The sequence below is a fragment of the Stenotrophomonas sp. STEN020 genome (assembly GCF_056760195.1).
This window is the reverse complement of record NZ_JBRREI010000016.1, coordinates 36,874-54,970: the sequence shown is the minus strand read 5'-3', so window position 1 is coordinate 54,970 and position 18,097 is coordinate 36,874. Positions and strand designations below refer to the sequence as shown.

Annotated in this window: 17 protein-coding genes; 5 read left to right on the top strand and 12 right to left on the bottom strand. The window is 63.4% G+C overall.

Annotation, left to right across the window (positions count from 1 at the left end; translation table 11 throughout):
- Nucleotides 1-212: 212 nt before the first annotated feature.
- The gene (locus ACVOLZ_RS09150) at nt 213-689 is read left to right on the top strand and encodes a DUF2059 domain-containing protein (RefSeq protein ID WP_481515900.1); all 477 of its coding nucleotides are present in this window, start codon (nt 213-215) and stop codon (nt 687-689) included.
- A gap of 216 nt (nt 690-905) precedes the next feature.
- Here the strand turns inward: ACVOLZ_RS09150 and ACVOLZ_RS09145 are convergent, their stop codons facing one another.
- The 3 genes from ACVOLZ_RS09145 to ACVOLZ_RS09135 are packed head-to-tail and all read right to left on the bottom strand — an operon-like array spanning nt 906 to nt 3,960.
- Nucleotides 906-1,649, bottom strand: a complete 744-nt coding sequence (locus ACVOLZ_RS09145; protein WP_481515876.1) for a pseudouridine synthase — start codon at nt 1,647-1,649, stop codon at nt 906-908.
- Entirely contained in the window at nt 1,646-3,313 is a 1,668-nt protein-coding gene (gene ubiB, locus ACVOLZ_RS09140; RefSeq protein WP_481515875.1) for a ubiquinone biosynthesis regulatory protein kinase UbiB, read from the bottom strand. The genes ACVOLZ_RS09145 and ubiB overlap by 4 nt, the downstream gene beginning before the upstream one ends.
- The gene (locus ACVOLZ_RS09135) at nt 3,310-3,960 is read right to left on the bottom strand and encodes a ubiquinone biosynthesis accessory factor UbiJ (RefSeq protein WP_481515874.1); all 651 of its coding nucleotides are present in this window, start codon (nt 3,958-3,960) and stop codon (nt 3,310-3,312) included. Before ACVOLZ_RS09135 ends, ubiB begins: the two co-directional genes overlap by 4 nt.
- Before the next feature lie 285 nt (nt 3,961-4,245).
- On the opposite strand from ACVOLZ_RS09135, the gene ddlA reads away from it, so the two are divergent.
- Nucleotides 4,246-5,349 (top strand): D-alanine--D-alanine ligase, encoded by a 1,104-nt coding sequence (gene ddlA, locus ACVOLZ_RS09130; protein WP_481515873.1) that lies wholly within the window; start codon nt 4,246-4,248, stop codon nt 5,347-5,349.
- A 75-nt stretch (nt 5,350-5,424) separates the two neighbouring features.
- Here the strand turns inward: ddlA and ACVOLZ_RS09125 are convergent, their stop codons facing one another.
- From ACVOLZ_RS09125 to oleC, 4 genes are all read right to left on the bottom strand, one after another.
- Nucleotides 5,425-5,580 carry a DUF1328 domain-containing protein gene (locus tag ACVOLZ_RS09125; protein ID WP_282269396.1) on the bottom strand — a complete coding sequence of 52 codons (156 nt, stop codon included), beginning with the start codon at nt 5,578-5,580 and terminating at the stop codon, nt 5,425-5,427.
- Nucleotides 5,581-5,681: 101 nt separating this feature from the next.
- Nucleotides 5,682-6,668, bottom strand: a complete 987-nt coding sequence (gene oleD, locus ACVOLZ_RS09120) for a 2-alkyl-3-oxoalkanoate reductase (protein WP_481515872.1) — start codon at nt 6,666-6,668, stop codon at nt 5,682-5,684.
- A gap of 258 nt (nt 6,669-6,926) precedes the next feature.
- Nucleotides 6,927-7,313: an endonuclease domain-containing protein gene (locus tag ACVOLZ_RS09115; protein ID WP_481515871.1), complete on the bottom strand. Its 387-nt coding sequence runs from the start codon at nt 7,311-7,313 to the stop codon at nt 6,927-6,929.
- A gap of 277 nt (nt 7,314-7,590) precedes the next feature.
- Nucleotides 7,591-9,234 (bottom strand): olefin beta-lactone synthetase, encoded by a 1,644-nt coding sequence (oleC, locus tag ACVOLZ_RS09110; RefSeq protein ID WP_481515870.1) that lies wholly within the window; start codon nt 9,232-9,234, stop codon nt 7,591-7,593.
- A gap of 104 nt (nt 9,235-9,338) precedes the next feature.
- Between oleC and ACVOLZ_RS09105 the strand changes: the two genes are divergently transcribed.
- On the top strand, nt 9,339-9,770 hold the full coding sequence (locus tag ACVOLZ_RS09105; protein WP_481515869.1) for a YkgJ family cysteine cluster protein: 432 nt from the start codon (nt 9,339-9,341) through the stop codon (nt 9,768-9,770).
- A 231-nt stretch (nt 9,771-10,001) separates the two neighbouring features.
- On the opposite strand, the gene ACVOLZ_RS09100 is transcribed toward ACVOLZ_RS09105, so the two are convergent.
- The 5 genes from ACVOLZ_RS09100 to ACVOLZ_RS09080 all read right to left on the bottom strand — a co-directional run bounded on the left by ACVOLZ_RS09100 (nt 10,002) and on the right by ACVOLZ_RS09080 (nt 16,691).
- Complete coding sequence (locus tag ACVOLZ_RS09100) at nt 10,002-10,691, bottom strand: phospholipase D-like domain-containing protein (RefSeq protein WP_481515868.1); 690 nt, start codon at nt 10,689-10,691, stop codon at nt 10,002-10,004.
- A 237-nt stretch (nt 10,692-10,928) separates the two neighbouring features.
- The gene (locus ACVOLZ_RS09095) at nt 10,929-11,822 is read right to left on the bottom strand and encodes an alpha/beta fold hydrolase (RefSeq protein ID WP_481515867.1); all 894 of its coding nucleotides are present in this window, start codon (nt 11,820-11,822) and stop codon (nt 10,929-10,931) included.
- Between the two features lie 243 nt (nt 11,823-12,065).
- On the bottom strand, nt 12,066-13,082 hold the full coding sequence (locus ACVOLZ_RS09090) for a 3-oxoacyl-ACP synthase III (protein ID WP_481515866.1): 1,017 nt from the start codon (nt 13,080-13,082) through the stop codon (nt 12,066-12,068).
- A 122-nt stretch (nt 13,083-13,204) separates the two neighbouring features.
- On the bottom strand, nt 13,205-13,522 hold the full coding sequence (locus ACVOLZ_RS09085; protein ID WP_481512406.1) for a DUF4156 domain-containing protein: 318 nt from the start codon (nt 13,520-13,522) through the stop codon (nt 13,205-13,207).
- Between the two features lie 313 nt (nt 13,523-13,835).
- Nucleotides 13,836-16,691 (bottom strand): M16 family metallopeptidase, encoded by a 2,856-nt coding sequence (locus ACVOLZ_RS09080; RefSeq protein ID WP_481515865.1) that lies wholly within the window; start codon nt 16,689-16,691, stop codon nt 13,836-13,838.
- Nucleotides 16,692-17,043: 352 nt separating this feature from the next.
- On the opposite strand from ACVOLZ_RS09080, the gene ACVOLZ_RS09075 reads away from it, so the two are divergent.
- Nucleotides 17,044-17,448, top strand: coding sequence for a hypothetical protein (locus tag ACVOLZ_RS09075; protein WP_481515864.1), 405 nt, complete (start codon nt 17,044-17,046; stop codon nt 17,446-17,448).
- Between the two features lie 37 nt (nt 17,449-17,485).
- Nucleotides 17,486-17,965 carry a tRNA (uridine(34)/cytosine(34)/5-carboxymethylaminomethyluridine(34)-2'-O)-methyltransferase TrmL gene (trmL, locus tag ACVOLZ_RS09070; RefSeq protein ID WP_481512403.1) on the top strand — a complete coding sequence of 160 codons (480 nt, stop codon included), beginning with the start codon at nt 17,486-17,488 and terminating at the stop codon, nt 17,963-17,965.
- Nucleotides 17,966-18,097: the final 132 nt, after the last annotated feature.

Sequence of the window (18,097 nt, the reverse complement as noted above, 5' to 3'; positions counted from 1 at the left end):
GCACCTCCATTCATATGTAAATATTTCATTAAAATCAGATATTTATTACACCCGAAACTGTGCCGCGCGCCACGCAATAACCAAGTGAAGGGTCCAGAGAACCTGACTTCGACCCTGGCGGTGCTCCGGTTATGCTCGAACCCTGCCCATCACAAGGACGATCCATGCAGCGTTGCCGTCGAACCCTCCTCACCCGTTGCGCTCCCTTGCTGATGGCCGCCAGCCTGCTGCTTGCCGGCATCGCACCTGCATGGGCCACTCCAGCCACTGATGCCGACGTCAATCGCCTGCTGGCAGCCTCGCGTGCACAGAATATGCTCGACGCGATGCTGCCGCAGATGGAAGCAATGCAGGCGCAGCAGTTCGCGCAGATCGGCGAGAAGCAATCGCTGACAGCGGAGCAGAAAGCCGGACTGCAGCGCATCCAGCAGCGCACCTCGCAGACCTTGCGTCAGGCCCTGGCCTGGTCGCAGATGCGGCCGATGTATGTGGATCTGTACAAGCAGTCGTTCTCGAAGGAGGACGTACTGGCGATGGCCGAGTTTTACGAGAGCCCGGCCGGCCAGAGCCTGCTCGACAAGACCCCGGCGCTGATGCAGAACCTGATGGTCGCCATCCAGCAGAAGATGATCCCGCTGATGGCGGATCTGCAGAAGGACCTTGAGAAGATCAGCAGCGAAGTCCAGTAAGCGCGACCTGTAGTGCCGAGCCATGCTCGGCAGGGGGCCTTACAGGTGCATCCGCTCCGTTTTTTTGTGGGAGCGGCGTAAGCCGCGAAGCTGGCAATATCGGAATCACCAACGTCTCTGCAATCTGATGATTTTTGGGCTTCGCGGCTTACGCCGCTCCCACAAGAGCTGATGGATCACTCCAAAGGCCCCTGCCGAGCATGGCTCGGCACTACCTCAGTCCGGTAGCTTCCAACCGAACAGGTCCATCGCTTTCTGGAACTCGCGGTCCAGCGGTGCGCGCACTTCGATGCGGCGGCCGTCCTGCGGGTGCGGGAAGGCCAGACGCTCGGCGTGCAGCAACATGCGGTGCACGCCCTGCATGCGGAACGTGCGGTTGTGCCGCCCGTCGCCGTGGCTGGTGTCGCCGATCATGTGGTGGAACATGTGCTTGAGGTGCCGCCGGATCTGCCGGAAACGCCCGGTCTGCGGCTGACAACGCAGCAGCGCATAACGCGAGGTCGGGAAGCCTGTGGAGGGAATCGGCAACTCGCCTTCCAGCAGCTTCTGGAAATGGGTGATGGCCTGCTTCTTGATCGGCTTGCCGGGACCACCATCCAGATCGTGATCGACGGTGAACGCATCCTCCGCCGGCCAACCGCGACACACCGCGAGGTAATCCTTCTCCACTTCGCCGCCCATCAGCGTCTTGCCCAGCACGCTGGCGCTTTCGCGATCAAACGCCAACAGCAGGCAGCCGCTGGTGGCGCGATCCAAGCGATGAATCAGAAAAATTGGCTTTCCCAGCTGCTCGCGCAAGCGATCAGCCAGGAAGTCATCTTCACCACGCGCCAGCTTGCTGTCGTGGACCATCAAGCCCGCAGGCTTGTTGACCACCGCCAACCACTGGTCTTCGTACAACAGCGGCAGCGGTTCAAAAACAACCGGCACTTCCACTGCTTCGTCAACAACATCACTCATCGGCGCAACCATGCCGACGCCACTGCAATCGAACCAATCACGCCAGTCACCCACGACCACAACGGAACCGAGGCGAACTGCGGACCGCCCGCTTCCAGGCCGTACAACAATGAGGAAACCACCATCAAACCGGCGCCAGCAACGGCAGTAACCACACGCCGCTGCATGCGCTGCAGCGTGCCTTCAAGGTTGACGATGTCCTGCGAACGCATCGCCAGCTCATGCTTGCCTTCCACCTGCTGGCGCAGCCAGCTGTGCAGCAGCGCGGGCATGTCCGGGGCCTGGGTCATGATTTCCGGCAGGCGCTTGCGCAGTTCTTTCAGCGCGCGGCGCGGGCTGTAACGCTCGCGCAGGATGCGTTCCAGCACCGGCTTGGCCACTTCCCAGATATCCAGATTGGGGTCTAGCTGGCGGCCCACGCCTTCGATGTTCAACAGCGTCTTCTGCAGCAGGATCAGCTGCGGCTGCAGCGTCAGCTGGTAGCGCTGGGCGGTGCGGAACAGCTTCATCAACACTTCGGCCAGTGAAATCTGCGACAGCGGCCGGGTGAAGTACGGTTCGCAGACCGCACGCACAGCGGCTTCCAGCTCGTCGATGCGTACCGTGTTCGGCATCCACTGCGCCTGCAGGTGCAGCTCGGCGATGCGGCGGTAATCACGGTTGAAGATGGCCATGAAGTTTTCGGCCAGATAGAACTGATCCTCTTCCGACAGCTGGCCCATGATGCCGAAGTCCAGCGCGATGAAGCGCGGGTTGTCGCGGCGCGCCGGATCGATATCGACCCAGATGTTGCCGGCATGCGCATCGGCGTGGAAGAAGTTGTCGCGGAACACCTGCGTGTAGAACACGCGCACGCCCTTGGCGGCCAGCGCCTTGCGGTCGATGCCGGCCTTGTCCAGCGCGACGATATCGTCCGAAGGAATGCCCCAGACGCGTTCCAGGGTCAGCGCGCGCTCGGCGGTGTGGCTCCAGATCACTTCCGGAACGTACAGGTCGTCCGAGTTTTCCCAGAAGCGACGCAGCACGCTGGCGTTGGCGCCTTCGCGCTGCAGGTCGAGCTCGGCGGCCAGCGTGGTCTCGATCTCGGCCACCACTTCGCGCGGGCGGATCTTGTCGGCACGCGGATGGGTGCGTTCGACCAATGCAGCCAGCGACTTGAGCAGGGCGATGTCACCGGCGATCTGCTTCTCGATATCCGGGCGCAGCACCTTGACCACAACCTGGCGGCCATCGTCCAAGGTCGCCGCATGCACCTGCGCGATCGAGGCCGAGGCCAGCGGTGTGGTGTCGAAGCTGGCGAAGGCTTCGGTGATCGGCAGGCCCAACGCCTGCTCGACGATCTGCAGCGCGTGCTCTCCGTCGAAGGGCTTGACCCGGTCCTGCAGCAGGGTGAGCTCGGCGGCGACGTCCGGCGGCACCAGGTCGCGGCGGGTGGACAGGATCTGGCCGAACTTGACGAAGATCGGGCCCAGCTCCTGCAGCGCCAGACGCAGGCGCGCACCGCGCGACTGCGAGGCGATATCGGCACTGGCGCGCGGCACGAACGGCTTGGCAACGCTCAACCAGCGTTCGACCGGAGTGTCATCGAGCAGGTCATCCAGGCGGTAACGCAGGATCACCCGGCCGATGCGGCTGGCGCGGAACATGGCGCGGAGCAGCTTCATGCAGCACCTCCAGCGCGCTGACGCAGGCGCGCGATGCGCGCAGCCATGCGTTCGACGTCATCGCGGATCACGTCCACATCATCATGGAAGGCATCCAGCTCGGCACGGGCAACGACATCACGCGACTCCTCGGTAACGTATTCGGCGGCGGTTTCGGCCAGGTCCTTGGCGCTGCGCCTGGCCTGCAGCAAAGCTGCACGCAGGGTCTGCGCGATCTGCACGCCGAGGATCTCGCCAAAGGCTTTGACAAAGGGTTGCTGCCAATCCGGATCAAAACGGGTGGCCAGCTGCTGCAGGCGGCGCGCCAGCTCGGCATCGCCGGATACCTTGACCCGGCCAGCAGGCGCGCTGTTGCCGCGCCGTGCGTTGGCCAGGAATGGAAGCTGTGCCAGCACCCCGCCCAGCGTGCTGCGCACGGCCAGGTCCGGCTCCAGCGAGGGGTCCACCGGGCCCACGGTGAGGCGTTCGCCGGCGACCCCGATCTGCATCGCCAGCGACGGCGATTCCAGGGTCAGGGCGATGCGTTGGCCATCCAGCGAGGCCAGTGCGGTGCGGGTATCCGGGTCCAGCGCCAGCGCGCGGTTCAAGGCCACTTCCAGCGCGCGGCCGGCCAGCGGCTTGATCATTTTGAAGGGGGATGCAGGCATGCCGGGCATTCTACCGGAGGGGCGCTGGCCCGTAGGGCCGGGAATGGCGAGTGGAGAATCGAGAATGGACGGAGCCAGCGACCTGCGCCTTCGCCGGCACAGGGTTTGTTCATGTAGCGTGGCTTTCTGCGGCGCTGTGGATGCATGGCGACGCAGCAGGCTTGCAGCGATTCGTGGTCCTTGGTCGCTGCGGTTACCCATTCCCGATTCCCCATTCCCCAATCCCGGCATTTGAGTTCATGCTATGCAGACATCACCAAACACAGCGTCAGGAGCACACAGGCAATGGGCAAGACCCGGGTTGGCATCATCTTCGGCGGTCGTTCGGCCGAGCACGAGGTCTCGCTGCAGTCGGCGAAGAACATCTTCGATGCGCTGGACAAGGAACGTTTCGACGTCAGCCTGATCGGCGTGGACAAGCAAGGCCTGTGGCACCTGTGCGATGCGGCCGGCTTCCTGCTCAATGCCGATGATCCAAAGCGCATCGCGCTGGATACCTCCGGCCCGGTGCTGTCGGTGCTGCCCGGCGCCGAGCGCGGCCAGCTGCTGGCTGCCGATGGCCGCGAGGTGCCGCAGCTGGACGTGGTGTTCCCGATCGTGCACGGCACCCTCGGCGAAGACGGCACCCTGCAGGGCCTGCTGCGCACCTTGAACCTGCCGTTCGCTGGCCCCGGCGTGCTTGGTGCAGCCGCGGCGATGGACAAGGACATGGCCAAGCGCTTGCTGCGTGATGCCGGCCTGGCGGTGGCACCGTTTGCCTGCTTCAACCATGTCACCGCTGCACGCGCTGACTACGCTGCACTGGTCGCACAGCTCGGCCTGCCGCTGTTCGTAAAGCCGGCCAACCAGGGTTCATCGGTGGGCGTGAGCAAGGTACGCAATGCCGACGAATTCGCCACCGCGATGGCGCTGGCCCTGTCGTTCGACCACAAGGTGCTGGTGGAGTCGGCGATTGTCGGCCGCGAGATCGAGTGCGCGGTGCTGGGCAATGACGTGCCTGAAGCCAGTGTCTGCGGCGAAGTGGTGGTGCATGACGACTTCTACGCCTATGACACCAAGTACATCAGCGCCAGCGGCGCGGAGACGGTGATTCCGGCCGATATCGCTGCCGATGCGCAGCAGCGCATCCGCGAGATCGCCGTGCGCGCCTACCAGGCGCTGGACTGCATCGGCATGGCGCGTGTGGACGTGTTCCTCACCGAAGCCGGTGACGTCGTCATCAACGAACTGAACACCCTGCCCGGCTTCACCAAGATCAGCATGTATCCCAAGCTGTGGGGCGCAAGTGGCCTGGGCTATACCGCGCTGATCACGCGCCTGATCGAACTGGCGCTTGAGCGTCACGCTGCTGACAAGAACCTGCGCAGCTCGATCAGCACTTCGGCCTGATCGAAACTACCGAAACGACGCGGCCCGCACCCTCCAGGAGGATGCGGGCCGTTCTGTTTCTGGCGTCGGAAACGATCAGCCTTTCTTGCGGAACATCGACACCACCGCAAGGATCAGGAACACGACAAACAGGATCCACGCGATATTGCTTGCCGCACCGGCAATGCCACTGAAGCCGAGCACGGCTGCAATGATGGCGATGACGAAGAAAACGACGGCGTAATGCAGCATGGGCTGGGTCCTCGGTTGGAATCAGGGTTCCATCCTCGGCAATCGCCGGTCGCGATACGGTGACAAGAGCGTTAGCGTCGCATGATGATGACGCACTCCATTCAGGAAGCAGCGGCCAACCGGCGCAGACCTTCTTCGATCGAGACCTTGGGCACGTAGCCGAAATCACGGCGTGCCGGCTCCATCGAATACCAATGCGGCGTGCACAGCTGCTCGGCGAGAAAACGTGTCATCGGCGGCTCGCCAGACAGGCGCAGCAGCGGCCACAGCTTTTCGCAGAGCGAGCCGATGCGGTACGCGGTCTTGAACGAGATCGACTTCTCCACTGCAGGCGCACCAACAGCGGCAAGCAAGCGGTTCAGCAGTTCACGCATCGGCAGCGGTTCGCCGTTGGAGATGAAGTACGCCTTGCCAGCGCAGGCCGCACCCACCACCAGATGATCGAAGGCATCGAAATGCGCCTGCGCGGCGTTGTCGATGAAGGTGGTATCCACCTTGTTGTTGCCATCACCGACAAAGCGCAGACGGCCGGCGCGCGCGCGTTCGGCCAGGCGCGGCACCAGCTGGTTGTCGCCCGGGCCCCAGATCAGGCGCGGGCGCAGGGCAATGGTTGCCAGATCGGCGCCATTGGCGGCCAGCACTTCCTGCTCGGCGATGGTTTTGGTGGCGGCATACGGCGCCTGGAAGTCCTCGCCATAGGGCACCTCATCTGCGCCAAGACCTTCGACCGGATGGGTGGCGCGGTGAGTGACGCTGGGCGTGGAGGTATAGACCAAGCGGCGGATGTCATGCGCCTTGCAGGCGGCAAGCACGTTGCGGGTGCCGACCACATTGGCCTGGAAGTAGCTGTCGTAGCTGCCCCAGGCACCGGCCTTGGCGGCATTGTGGAAGATGGCATCGACACCGGCGGCAGCGTGGTGCACGGCATTGGCATCAGCGAGGTCACCGCGGATCTGGCCGACGCCAATCTCCTGCAGGGAAGGGTAATGACCGCGATTGAAGCTCAGCACCTGATGGCCGCGTTCGACCAGGCCACGGCACAAGGCCTGACCGAGAAAACCACCACCACCGGTAACCAGAATCTTCATTCGTTTGATCGCTCTGCTGCTGGGCTTCCGCGCCGACCTGCTGCTGCGGAAGCATTGAGATTTGTCCGTCAGTATCGCAGCAGTGGTGTGCGGGTGGATTATTGATGTTGGTGGCTGGAAGCTTTACCCCTCCCCAGCCCTCCCCTCCGCCTTCGGCGCAAGGGAGGGGGCAAGAGCACCCCTCCCCAGCCCTCCCCTTGCCTACGGCAAAGGGAGGGGGCAACAGCTGCAGCTGCGAAGTGTTGGAGCTGCCCGGCTTTAGCCCTCCCTTTCGCGCAGCGAAGGGGAGGGTTGGGAGGGGTGCTCTTCGCCGTGCGCCAACGCCCGCAAAATGTCCTCCAACACAGCCGGCATCCGCTGCAGCACCTCATCATTCCAGTAGCGCAGCACCCGGAATCCAAGTCCCTTCAGCACCTCGGTCCGCCGTTGGTCATAGGCAACTTGCTCAAGATGCTGCCCACCATCCAACTCGACAATCAGCTTCACCTCCAGACAAACAAAGTCGGCGATATAGCCGGCCAAGGGCATTTGCCTGCGGAAGCGATAGCCCGCCAACTGGCGCCGGCGCAGCTGTTGCCACAGGCGGTCTTCGGCATCGGTGGGTGTGTTGCGTAGCGTCCTCGCGCGTCTGCGCAGCTTGTCCATCGCGACTCTCCGTCTTTCGTACGGAACGCCTGCAATTGCTGTTGATGGAAGCCTGTCAGGGATTAGCTGGATTCGGGCTGCCCTTCGACTCAAACGACACTGCGCTTTACCCCTCCCCAACCCTCCCCTTCGCCTTCGGCGCAAGGGAGGGAGCAAGAGCCCCCCTCCCCGGCCCTCCCCTTGCCTGCGGAAAAGGGAGGGGGCAACGCTTTAGCCCTCCCTTTCGCGCAGCGAAGGGGAGGGTTGGGAGGGGTGCCCCTGCTTCAAGCTTTCAAGCTCAACCCAACTGCGCCTGCGCCCACACCGCCAGCTTCTCGCGCCCGATCTTGGCGTTGTGGCGGATATCCACCGGGAAGCCCGGATGACGCAGGAAATGTTCGATCCCGCCCAACTCCGGATGCTGCAATGCCAGCGCCTGCAACTGCGCCTCAACCTGCTGAAAATGCTGGTCAGGCAGCAGCTCGTAACACAGCACCGGCACCTGCTGGCCCAACGCACCAACACCCACCAAAGCCGTACGCCGCACACCAGCCACAGTGTTGAACACCGGCTCCACCTGTTCGGTATACAGCGCCCCCACTGCTGTCTCGACACGATGCGTCTTGCGCCCGCAGAACCACAGGCGCCCTTGCGCATCGAACCAACCCACATCGCCCATGCGATGCACGATGCGCTCGCCACCATCGGCCAGCACTTCACGAATCTTGGCTGCGGCGGTAGCCTGCGGTCGGTTGAAATAGCTGTCAGTGGTGGTCGGACCAACCACGGTGATCTCACCCACCTCACCGGCCGGCAGCTCACGCACGCCACTCCAGTCAGCAATCGGCTCGTCGGTGATGGTGATGATGCGCACCTCATTCGGCGCGACCACGCGGCCGACACAGGTGCCAGCACCGGCCTCGGTAGCCTCACGTGTATCCACCAGTTCACGGCCTTCGATCACCGCGACCGGCAGACATTCGGTGGCGCCGTACGGCGTCCAGAACTGCCCGTATTCCGGCATCAGCGAACGGATCTTGGACACGATCTCCGGCGGTACCGGTGCGCCAGCCGAGGTGGCGCGGGTCACCGTCGGCAGTGGTTGGCCGTGCTCGGCCAGCACCCGCATCAGGGCCGGCGAACCAAACAGCTGGGTCACGCCGAAACGGGCGATGGCATCGTGAAGCTTGCGCGGATCAGCGCTGCCGGGCCGGGTCGGGTCCATGTCCGGGATCACCGAGGTCAGGCCCAGCGCTGGGTCGAACAGCGCGAATGGCGGGAAGGTCGGCAGGTCGATGCCGCCGGGTTGCATGCCGAAGGCATTGCGCAGCAGTTCCACCTGGCCGACGAAATGGCGGTGGCGGTACACCACGCCCTTGGGCACGCCGGTGGAGCCGCTGGTGAACAGGATCGCAGCCACGTCATCGGGTGCGGTTGCGGCCAGCTGACTGCCCGCTCCGGCACCATCTGCCTCGATCTTCGCCAAGGTGATCCCACCCCAAGCCCAGCGCCGGCCGACGGTGACCTTGACCCTGGCCGCCTTGGCCCAGCCGAGCAACACCCGCGCAAATTGTGCCAAGGGGATGCCGATGAAGGCCTGCGGCTGCGCTTCGTCCAGGCACTGCTTCAGCGCGCGCTTATCAATCCCGGGGTCGACCAGCACCGGCACCGCGCCGATCTTGAACAGGGCAAACATCAGCAGGAAGAACTCCGGCCCTGGCCGCACCATCACCACCGCGCGCACCCCACGGCCGATACCATTTGCCGCCAAACCCGCGGCAATGGCGTCGCTGCGGGCATCCAGCGTGCGGTAATCCAGGGTCACGTCGTAGGCGGCCATGCCATTGGCGGCGGGCTTGCCGGGGCAACGGATGGCGATCTGGTCGGGCCGTTCACGCGCCAGCTCGGGCAGTCGCGCGGCGATATTGCAGATTTCGTTCATCTTCCTATTGTCGCCAATGCAGAAAAATCTTGCGCGCTGGCCGTCAGCGTGGAAAATTTCCCACCTTCCTTTTGTCCTATTCCTGCCGCCAAGGCCGGTATCCCATGCCCCATCCCTGCCTGACCTGCGGCGCCTGCTGCACTCAATACCGCGTTGCCTTCCACTGGATGGAATCGGACGAAGTCACCGAAGGCGGCGTGCCCCACCAGCTGACCCAGCGCCTGGACCCGCACCGGCTGTGCATGCAGGGGACCTATTCGGACCCGATCCGCTGTGTGGCCCTGGACTCGGAGATCGGCGTGTACTCACGCTGCACCATCCACCCCAACCGGCCCAGCGTATGCCGCGAGGTGGACGCGTCCTGGGAATACGGCAAGGCCAGCTCGCAGTGCGACCGTGCGCGCATCGCCCATGGCATGCCGGCATTGACCCTGGCCGATTGGCGTTGGCGCGATGGTGCTGACAATGACGACGACCATCCGGACGACAACGGCAACAGCCCGGCCTCGCCGCCGAATACGCCGATTGCGGCTTGAGGGTTGTGGGTAGTTGAGGGTTGCGGGGCTTTGGGGCTTTGATTTTTTGGCTTTGGCCCTTGCTCTGGTTTTTATGCCGTCATTCCCGCGCAGGCGGGAATCGCTCTGGCTCTGGCTCCTACCTCGGCTCCAACGAAAGCAAAGCTTAAGTACAAGAGCAGGAGCGATTCCCGCCTGCGCGGGAATGACAGCAGAAAAGTCAGAGGCAAAAGAGCAAGCGCCGCAGCAACATCAAAGCGCCTTGTAACGCCCCCACAACACTTCGAACTGCTGCGCGAAGCTACGCACCAGATTGCGGTCATTGCTGACCACCAGATTCTCATCGTTGTGCTCGGTCGCGGTGCGCGTCCAGTTGAAGCTGCCATTGGCCAGCACCTTGCCGTCGAACAACGCGAACTTGTGGTGCATGTGGTATTCGCTGTGATCCACCCGCACCGGGATATCCGCATCGCATAGGCGGCGGATGTCATTACCGTCGTCGTAAACCTTGTCGTTGTCACTGATGATGCGCACCACCACGCCACGTTTGTGCGCATCCAGGATGACCCCGCTCAAGCGGTCATCGGAAATGGTGAACACACAGATATCCAGCGTCTGCTTGGCTCCGGCGCACAGCGCGCGCAGCCGTTGCATGCAGGCATCGCCCGGCGAGAAATAAGTACTGGTCAGGGTTTCAACCGGGCCGGCGTTGACGTCCAGGGTACGCACTACCTGTTCAACCCACTTCAGCATCGGCAGGGCCTCAGCCGGATTGGCCGCGACCTGCTCGCGGGCGATATCGAAGGCACGATTGCGCAGGAAGCGCAGGCGATCGGGCGGCAGCTCCACGCCGAGCTCGCGCAGCGCGGAGCGCTCTTCGTTGCTCAAGCTCAGGTCCTGCGCGCTGTCACGCAGCTGACGGTCCAGGCTGTCGAAATCCATGCTTCACTCCCTGTGCAAAGAAGCACAGAGCTTCGCACAGAAGCATGCATCGCCTGCTCGTTTGTGGGAGCGGCGTCAGCCGCGAAGCTGGGGCAATGGGAGAGGCCGCGAAAGCTTACCCCTCCCCAGCCCTCCCCTTGCCTTCGGCAAAGGGAGGGGGCAGAAGCTGGCCGTTGCTGATGTGTCCCTTGCTTCGCGGCTCACGCCACTCCTACAAAGGCTCACACCGCTCAAGGTTCACCCCAGCGGGTTGCGCTCCAGGAACGCGCGTACTGCCGGCACGATCACTTCGTGCTTGTCTTCCAGCACATAGTGGTTGGCGTCTTCAAACGTAGTCACTTCAGCCTGCGGCAGTGCCTTGCGGAAGCCGGTCAGGAAATGATGGTCGAAGCAAAAGTCACGCAGGCCCCAGGCGATGTACACCGGGCGATCCGCGAACGACGGCAATGCTTGCGCCGCACGCTCCAGCAGCGACCAGGCCTTGTCGGCCGGCGACAGCGGGATGTCCTGCATGAAGCGGATGGTGGAAATGCGGTTGTCCCAGTTGTTGTACGGCGACACATAGGCGCGACGCACATCAGCCGGCATGCGTCGGCTCACGCCCAGCCATGAGGCGCCGGCGGAGAACGCATTGAAGGTACGGATGAACCACTCGCCCAGCTTCCAGTGCCGGCCCATGGCGATCTGCCACGGCATCGGCTTTTCCGGCGGCAGCGGGAACGAGGCGGTGTTGGTGATCACCAGTCGCTTGACCTGATCGTGGTGCGACAAGGCCCAGCCGAAGCCGATCATGCCGCCCCAGTCGTGCACGGCCAAGGTCACCGGGCCGGTGATGCCCAGATGCTTGAGCAGCGCATCCAGGTCATCCACGCGCGACTGCAGGGTGTATTCGTAGCGGCTGTCATCGGGCTTGTCGGACAGGCCCATGCCGATATGGTCCGGCACGATGCAGCGGTACTTGTCGCTCAGGCCGTTGACCAGGTGCCGCCACAGATAGCTCCACGAGGGATTGCCGTGCAGCATCACCACCACCTCGCCATCGCGCGGGCCTTCATCGATGTAGTTCATCGACAAGCCTGGACGGACTTCGAAGCGGTGGGTCTTGCTGGGGTAACCGGGGAGTTTGTTCATCGGGTTGCACCTGCGGAAAGGGCCGGCAGAACCGACCCTGGGAATGCATGAGTCTGCACCATGCGACTGCTAAGCCCCCTCTCCCACCGGGAGAGGGGTTGGGGAGAGGGTTGGCCGGAGTGGCACAGCTTGAACAGCCGACCGGACTCCGCGCTCAGGCGTGCTGCGCACGCTGCCCCTCTTCCGCCCTTCGGGCACCTTCTCCCGCAAAGGGAGAAGGGAAAAGCGTCAGACCTGGCCTTGTTACCAGACCACCTCGGCCATCGTGCAGTTCAGGCCCGAGCCAATACCCATCAGCGCGACGCGGTCGCCCTTCTTGAGCTTGCCCAGCTGACGCAGCTTGCTCAGCACGATCGGTACCGAGGCCGGGCCGATGTTGCCGTGCTCACCAAAGATGGTCATCACCTTCTTCGGGTCGATGCCGAAGGCCTTGATGAAGGCATTGGTATGCGGCTGGCTGACCTGGTGGATCACGAACTGGTCGATCTCCTCCACTGCCCAACCCAGCGCGACGCGCGTGGCTTCAAAGGTCTTGGTGGCCAGCTTGATGCCTTCGATCAGCAGCATGCGGGTGTCGGTGACCATGCGGTCGAGGTTGCCCACGCACAGCTTGTTCCACTGGTTGGCTGCACGGGTCACGCCACCGCGGTAACGCGGGGCGTCCGGCACCAGCTCCGAGCGCGCCATCACCATTGCTGCCGCACCGGAACCGGTGGTCAGCGCGGCGACTTCGTCACGCATCTGCTGGGCGGTGATGTCCGGGGACATCATGCGCTCCAGGGTCTTTTCATAGACCAGGTTGGAGGTTTCACCATCGACGATCAACGCATAGTCGATGTCGCCGCGCTCCAACATCAGCGCCGCCATGTCCATGCCATTGATGAAGGCAAGGCAGGCGTTGGCGATGTCGAAGGTGACGCACTCTTCGCCGATGCCCAGGTTACCGGACACGATCGAAGCGGTGGACGGCTCCAGGTAATCACGGCTGACGGAAGTATTGATCAACAGACCAACCATGTCGGCGGTGATGCCGGCATCTTCCAGCGCCTTGCGGCCTGCCAGCGTGGCAACGTCCGAGGCCTGAGTACCCTGGTCCCAAAGGCGGCGCGCATGGATGCCGGCGATATCGCCAAGCACGTCGGCACGAATGCCCAGGCGTTCCAGCGTGGGCTGGAGCCGCTCGTTGATTTCCTTTGAGGTCAGCGTATGCGGCGCATCAATATGCGCCAGTCCCGCGATCGAGACGTTTTTAAAAGGCATCAGAAAGCGCCAAGACTCAGGCGAAGGGGTCGCCATTCTAGCGCCTGCGCCTTTTTACCGCATCTTTACAAATCAGCGGCCCGGCGTATGGAGCCGCCGGGACCGTAAGACGGCCTGGAATCTCAGCGCGGCGGGCACTGGAAGGCGGCAAAGCGCTGGCTGCCATCAGCCGGCAGACCTGCAGCCTGCACCGCATTGGCGCCTGCACTGGGGGCCTCGTTGCGGGCCAGGGTTTCCAGTTCTTCCTGCACGCGCAGCGGGTTGCGGTTGTAGAAGCCGACCTTGCTCTTTACCGACACCACGATCTCGCCCTTGGTCACGCAGCCCGGTGCAACCGGACCGGCGGGCAGTACGCGCACGGTCTTGCCGCTGGATTCAATCGGCACCCAGGTACAGGCGGCGGTGCTGGCGATCAGGGCGGACAAAAGCAGGACGCGCATGGACTATTCCTTGTGAAGATCAGCAGGGATTGTGCCGGGAATGGATGAACAGGTGGTGATCCCTGTGATTTGGTGCGCGGCAAAACAAAACCTACCCCTCCCCAACCCTCCCCTTCGCTGCGCGAAAGGGAGGGGGCAAAGGTGTAGTGCCGAGCCATGCTCGGCAGGGGCTTTACCGGTCAAAGCTAGAAGCTGCCCTCACCCCAACCCCTCTCCCGCGTGCGGGAGAGGGGCTTAAGCAGAAGCGGTGGGCTGAGTTCTCCCGTAAACGGGAGAGGGGCTTAAGCGGAAGCGGTGGGCTGCGCCCTACCGCTTACTTCTTCTCAACCGGCTTGCCGTCGGCGTCGATCACGGTCACTTCGCCCAGCTTCAGTGCGCGCACCGGGGCTTCAGTTTGCTTGAGGTCGCCTACAACCACCCAGGTCAGCTTGGACGGGTCCAGGGTCTTGGCTGCCTCGGCCACCTGTGCCGGGGTCATTGCTTCGATCTCTGCCTTGCGCTTGAACACGTAGTCGTCCGGACGGCCATAACGCACGATGCCGCCAATGGTGCTCATCACCGCCGATGCGGTTTCATAGGCACCCGGCAGACTCAGCGTCTGGATGTTGCGGATGCGATTGACCTCGGCATCGGTCGGCGGACGCTGGCCGCTGGCGAACTGGCTGATTTCAGCGTGCATTTCCTTCATCGCCTCACCGGTCTTGTCGATCTGCACCGGTGCAACCGCCATCCACGGACGCTGGCCCAGGGCATTGGAGGCCGACGAACGTGCGCCGTAGGACCAATGCTTGTCCTCACGCAGGTTCATGTTCAGACGCGAGGTGAAGTCGCCACCGAGCACGCCATTGGCAATGTCGAAGCGGGTGGTGCCCGGGTCCATCGTCGACGGCGTCACTTCACCGGCGAACAGGTTGGCCTGCACCGCACCCGGCTGGTCGATCAGGAACACGCGTGCGGTCTGCGGACGGTCCACATTGTTCGGGGCCTCAACCTTCGGGCGTGCACCCTCACCCTTCCAGTCACCGAAGCTGCGCTCCAGCAGCGGCACGAGGTCCTTCAAGGTGGTGTCGCCGACCACGATCAGGGTGGCGCCTTCCGGACGTATCCACTGCTTGTGGAAGGAGGTCAGGTCGTCGCGGGTCAGCGACTGGATCGCCGCTTCATTGCCGCTGCCGGTGAACGGAATCGCATACGGGTGACCGGCGCCGTACAGCAGCGGCGGCAGCACGCGCATCGCCACCGCATTGGGCTGCACCTTTTCCTGCTGGATGCCAGCAATCCAGGTGGCCTTGATGCGATCGATCTCGTTCTGCTCGAAGCGCGGTGCACGCACCACGTCGGCATACAGTGCCAGCGACGGTGCGAGGTTTTCCTTCAGTGCCGACAGGTACACGCTGGAACCATCCAGCGACGCACCGGCGTTGACGCTGGCCCCCAGGCGTTCCACCGCATCGGCGAAGGCCAGCGAGCCGAGCTGGCCAGCGCCCTCGTCCAGCATGCCCATGGTGAAGTTGGCGGTGCCCGGCTTGCGGCCACGGTCGGCGGTGAAGCCACCCGGGAACTCATAGCTGAACTGCACCACCGGAACATCATGGCGTTCGGCCAGCACCACCTGGGTGCCGTTCTTCAACGTGGCGCGCTGCAGCTGCGGGAACTTCAGTTCCGGGAAGCTGGTGGTCTTGGGCACACCGGCGCTGCGGTCAACCTGGCTCGGCAGGGTCTTGTACTTGCTGTCCACGGCCGGCACGTTGAATGGCGCCGGCTTGACCGACGGCAGCTCGGCCAAGGCAACGCGCTCGCCCGGCTCGACCACCAGGGTGTGGTCGCCCACGCCCAGCCACTTGGCGCCGGCCGCCTTTACGTCCGCAGCGGATGCCGCGTCCACATTGGCCAGCGAGGTGCGGAAGCAACCCGGGTTGCCTTCGTATACGGCGCACTGTGCGAGCGCGTCAGCTTTGCCGCCGAAGCCACCAATACGCTCGATGCCGCGCACGAAACCGGCACGTGACTGCACCTTGGCGCGCTCCAGCTCATCGGCGGTCGGGCCTTCGGCGATCAGACGCTTCAGCTCCTCGTCGATGGCCGCCTCGACCTTGGCCGGGTCCACGCCCTGCTTGACCGTGGCCATGATCAGGAAGTTGGAGCCCAGCTGCGAGGCATCGGTCATCGCGCTGATGTTGTCGACCAGCTTGTCCTTGTGCAGCAGGCGCTGGTCCAGACGCGAGGACTTGGCGCCGCCCAGCACGTAGGAGAACAGGTCGAGCTGATCGATATCGGTGGTGCCAACCTGGGCCACATTCCAGGCACGGTAGATGCGCGCCTGCGGCACCTTGTCGGTCATCACTTCGCGGGTGGTGGCAGCGCGCTGCGCAACGTTCACCGCCGGCTGCGCCATGGTCGGGCCGGCCGGAATGTCGCCGAAGAACTTGGCGGCCTTTTCCTTGGCAGTGGCCACGTCGATATCACCGGCCAGCACCAGCACCGCATTGTTCGGGCCGTACCAGGTCTGGAACCAGGTCTTTACGTCGTCCAGCGAGGCGGCGTTGAGATCGTTCATCGAGCCGATCACGCCGTGGTGATACGGGTGACCCGCCGGGTACATGGCGCGGGTCAGCTTGTCCCATACCTGACCATAAGGCTGGTTCTCGCCTTGACGCTTTTCGTTCTGCACCACGCCGCGCTGCTCATCCAGGGCGGCCTGATCGATGGCGCCGACCAGATGACCCATGCGGTCCGACTCCATCCACAGCGCCATGTCCAGCGCGGTGGTCGGCACGTTCTGGAAATAGTTGGTGCGGTCGGTATTGGTGGTGCCGTTCTGGTCGGTGGCACCGACCTGCTTGAAGGGTTCGAAGAATTCGCCGTCGTGGTTTTCGCTGCGCTGGAACATCAAGTGTTCAAACAGATGCGCGAAGCCGGTGCGGCCGGCCGGTTCGTCCTTGGCACCAACGTGGTACCAGATGTTCACCGCCACGATCGGCGCCTTGCGGTCGGTGTGCACCACCACGCGCAGGCCGTTGGGCAGGGTGAACTCTTCATACGGAATGTCCACAGACGCAGCGGCGGCGGCCGGCTTGGCCTCCGCAACCAGCGGCATGCCAACAAATCCGCCGAGGGCGGCACTCAGGGCCAGGGTCAACAAGGCGGTACGGGGCATAGCAGCGTTCATTCCATTTCCCTTGGGTATGAAGGTGAACGCTGATCCTAACCGGGCGCCGTCACATCGGCATACGCCATGCGTCATGGGTACCGAAGCAGCTGTACCGGTGTCCGTCCGGTCACTGCGGGCGCGGCAGGTGTCCGGACAGCGGACACTTTCCATAAACAACAACTCTTTATTTATCAATAAGATGCGATTGGCACGCATCCTGCTGTCTATTACTCGCAGCCAGATCACTTCAGACGACAAATGACTGATAGCTGAACAGATCAAAAAAAGTAAAGAAAGTTCTTGCACTACGAAATTTACTGTACTACCTTACTACCACACCACTGACCACACACACCAAACAGGTCCCGCCATGAACGCCAAGTCTCTCGCCCTTGCCATCGCCCTCGTCGCCAGCACCGGCTTTGTTTCTTCGGTCCAGGCTTCGGATATCGTCACCTTGGAAACCGTGCAGGTTCGTCCTTCCGCTGATCAGCTGGCCCAGGCCCAGCACGAAGCCAGCAGCAACATCCCGACCCTGGCAGCCGTGCAGGTCCGCCCGACCGTCGGCCAGATCGTCGAGCTGATGGCCGAACAGACCGCCAGCCAACTCGCCTCCGCCAGCCCGGTCGCCATCGGCACCCGTGCCGGCAACTGGATGGTCTCGCTGCCGGCCATCACCGTCCGCCCGGACGTGGAGCAGGTGCAGTCCATGGCTGCAGAAGCTGCTGCTGAAGCCATCGGCAAGGTCGTCGCGCAGGGCATGGTTTCCAATTAAGCCAGCCATGACGCGACACCCGGCGTAAACTGCGCCGATGACTTCTGCCCCTGTTTTCGATGTAGTGCTTTACCAGCCCGAGATCCCGCCGAACACCGGCAATGTGATCCGGCTCTGCGCCAACACCGGCGCGCGGCTGCACCTGATCGAGCCTTTGGGTTTCGACCTCAGTGACAAGCAGCTAAAGCGCGCCGGCCTGGACTATCACGAGTACGCACAGATGCAGGTCCATCCGGACCTGGAAACCGCCTTGGCGCGCATCGCCCCGAAGCGTTTGTTTGCATTGAGTACCCGCTCCAGCGTCCGCTATGACAGCGTGCAGTTCGCCGACGGCGACGCCTTCCTGTTCGGCCCGGAAACCCGTGGCCTGCCGCAGGATCTGCTTGATTCCTTGCCCGATGGCCACCGCCTGCGCCTGCCGATGCAGCCCAACAACCGCAGCTTGAATCTGTCCAACTCGGTCGCCGTGGTGGTGTATGAGGCGTGGCGGCAGCAGGGTTTCCCTGGCGGGGCGTGAACTGCGCCAGCTGGGTTTTTTATTTTTTGTGGGAGCGGCGTCAGCCGCGAAGCTATGGATCTATCCGATTGCGGGCATGCCGATGATTTCGGTGCTGCCAGCTTCGCGGCTCACGCCGCTCCCACAGCTTTG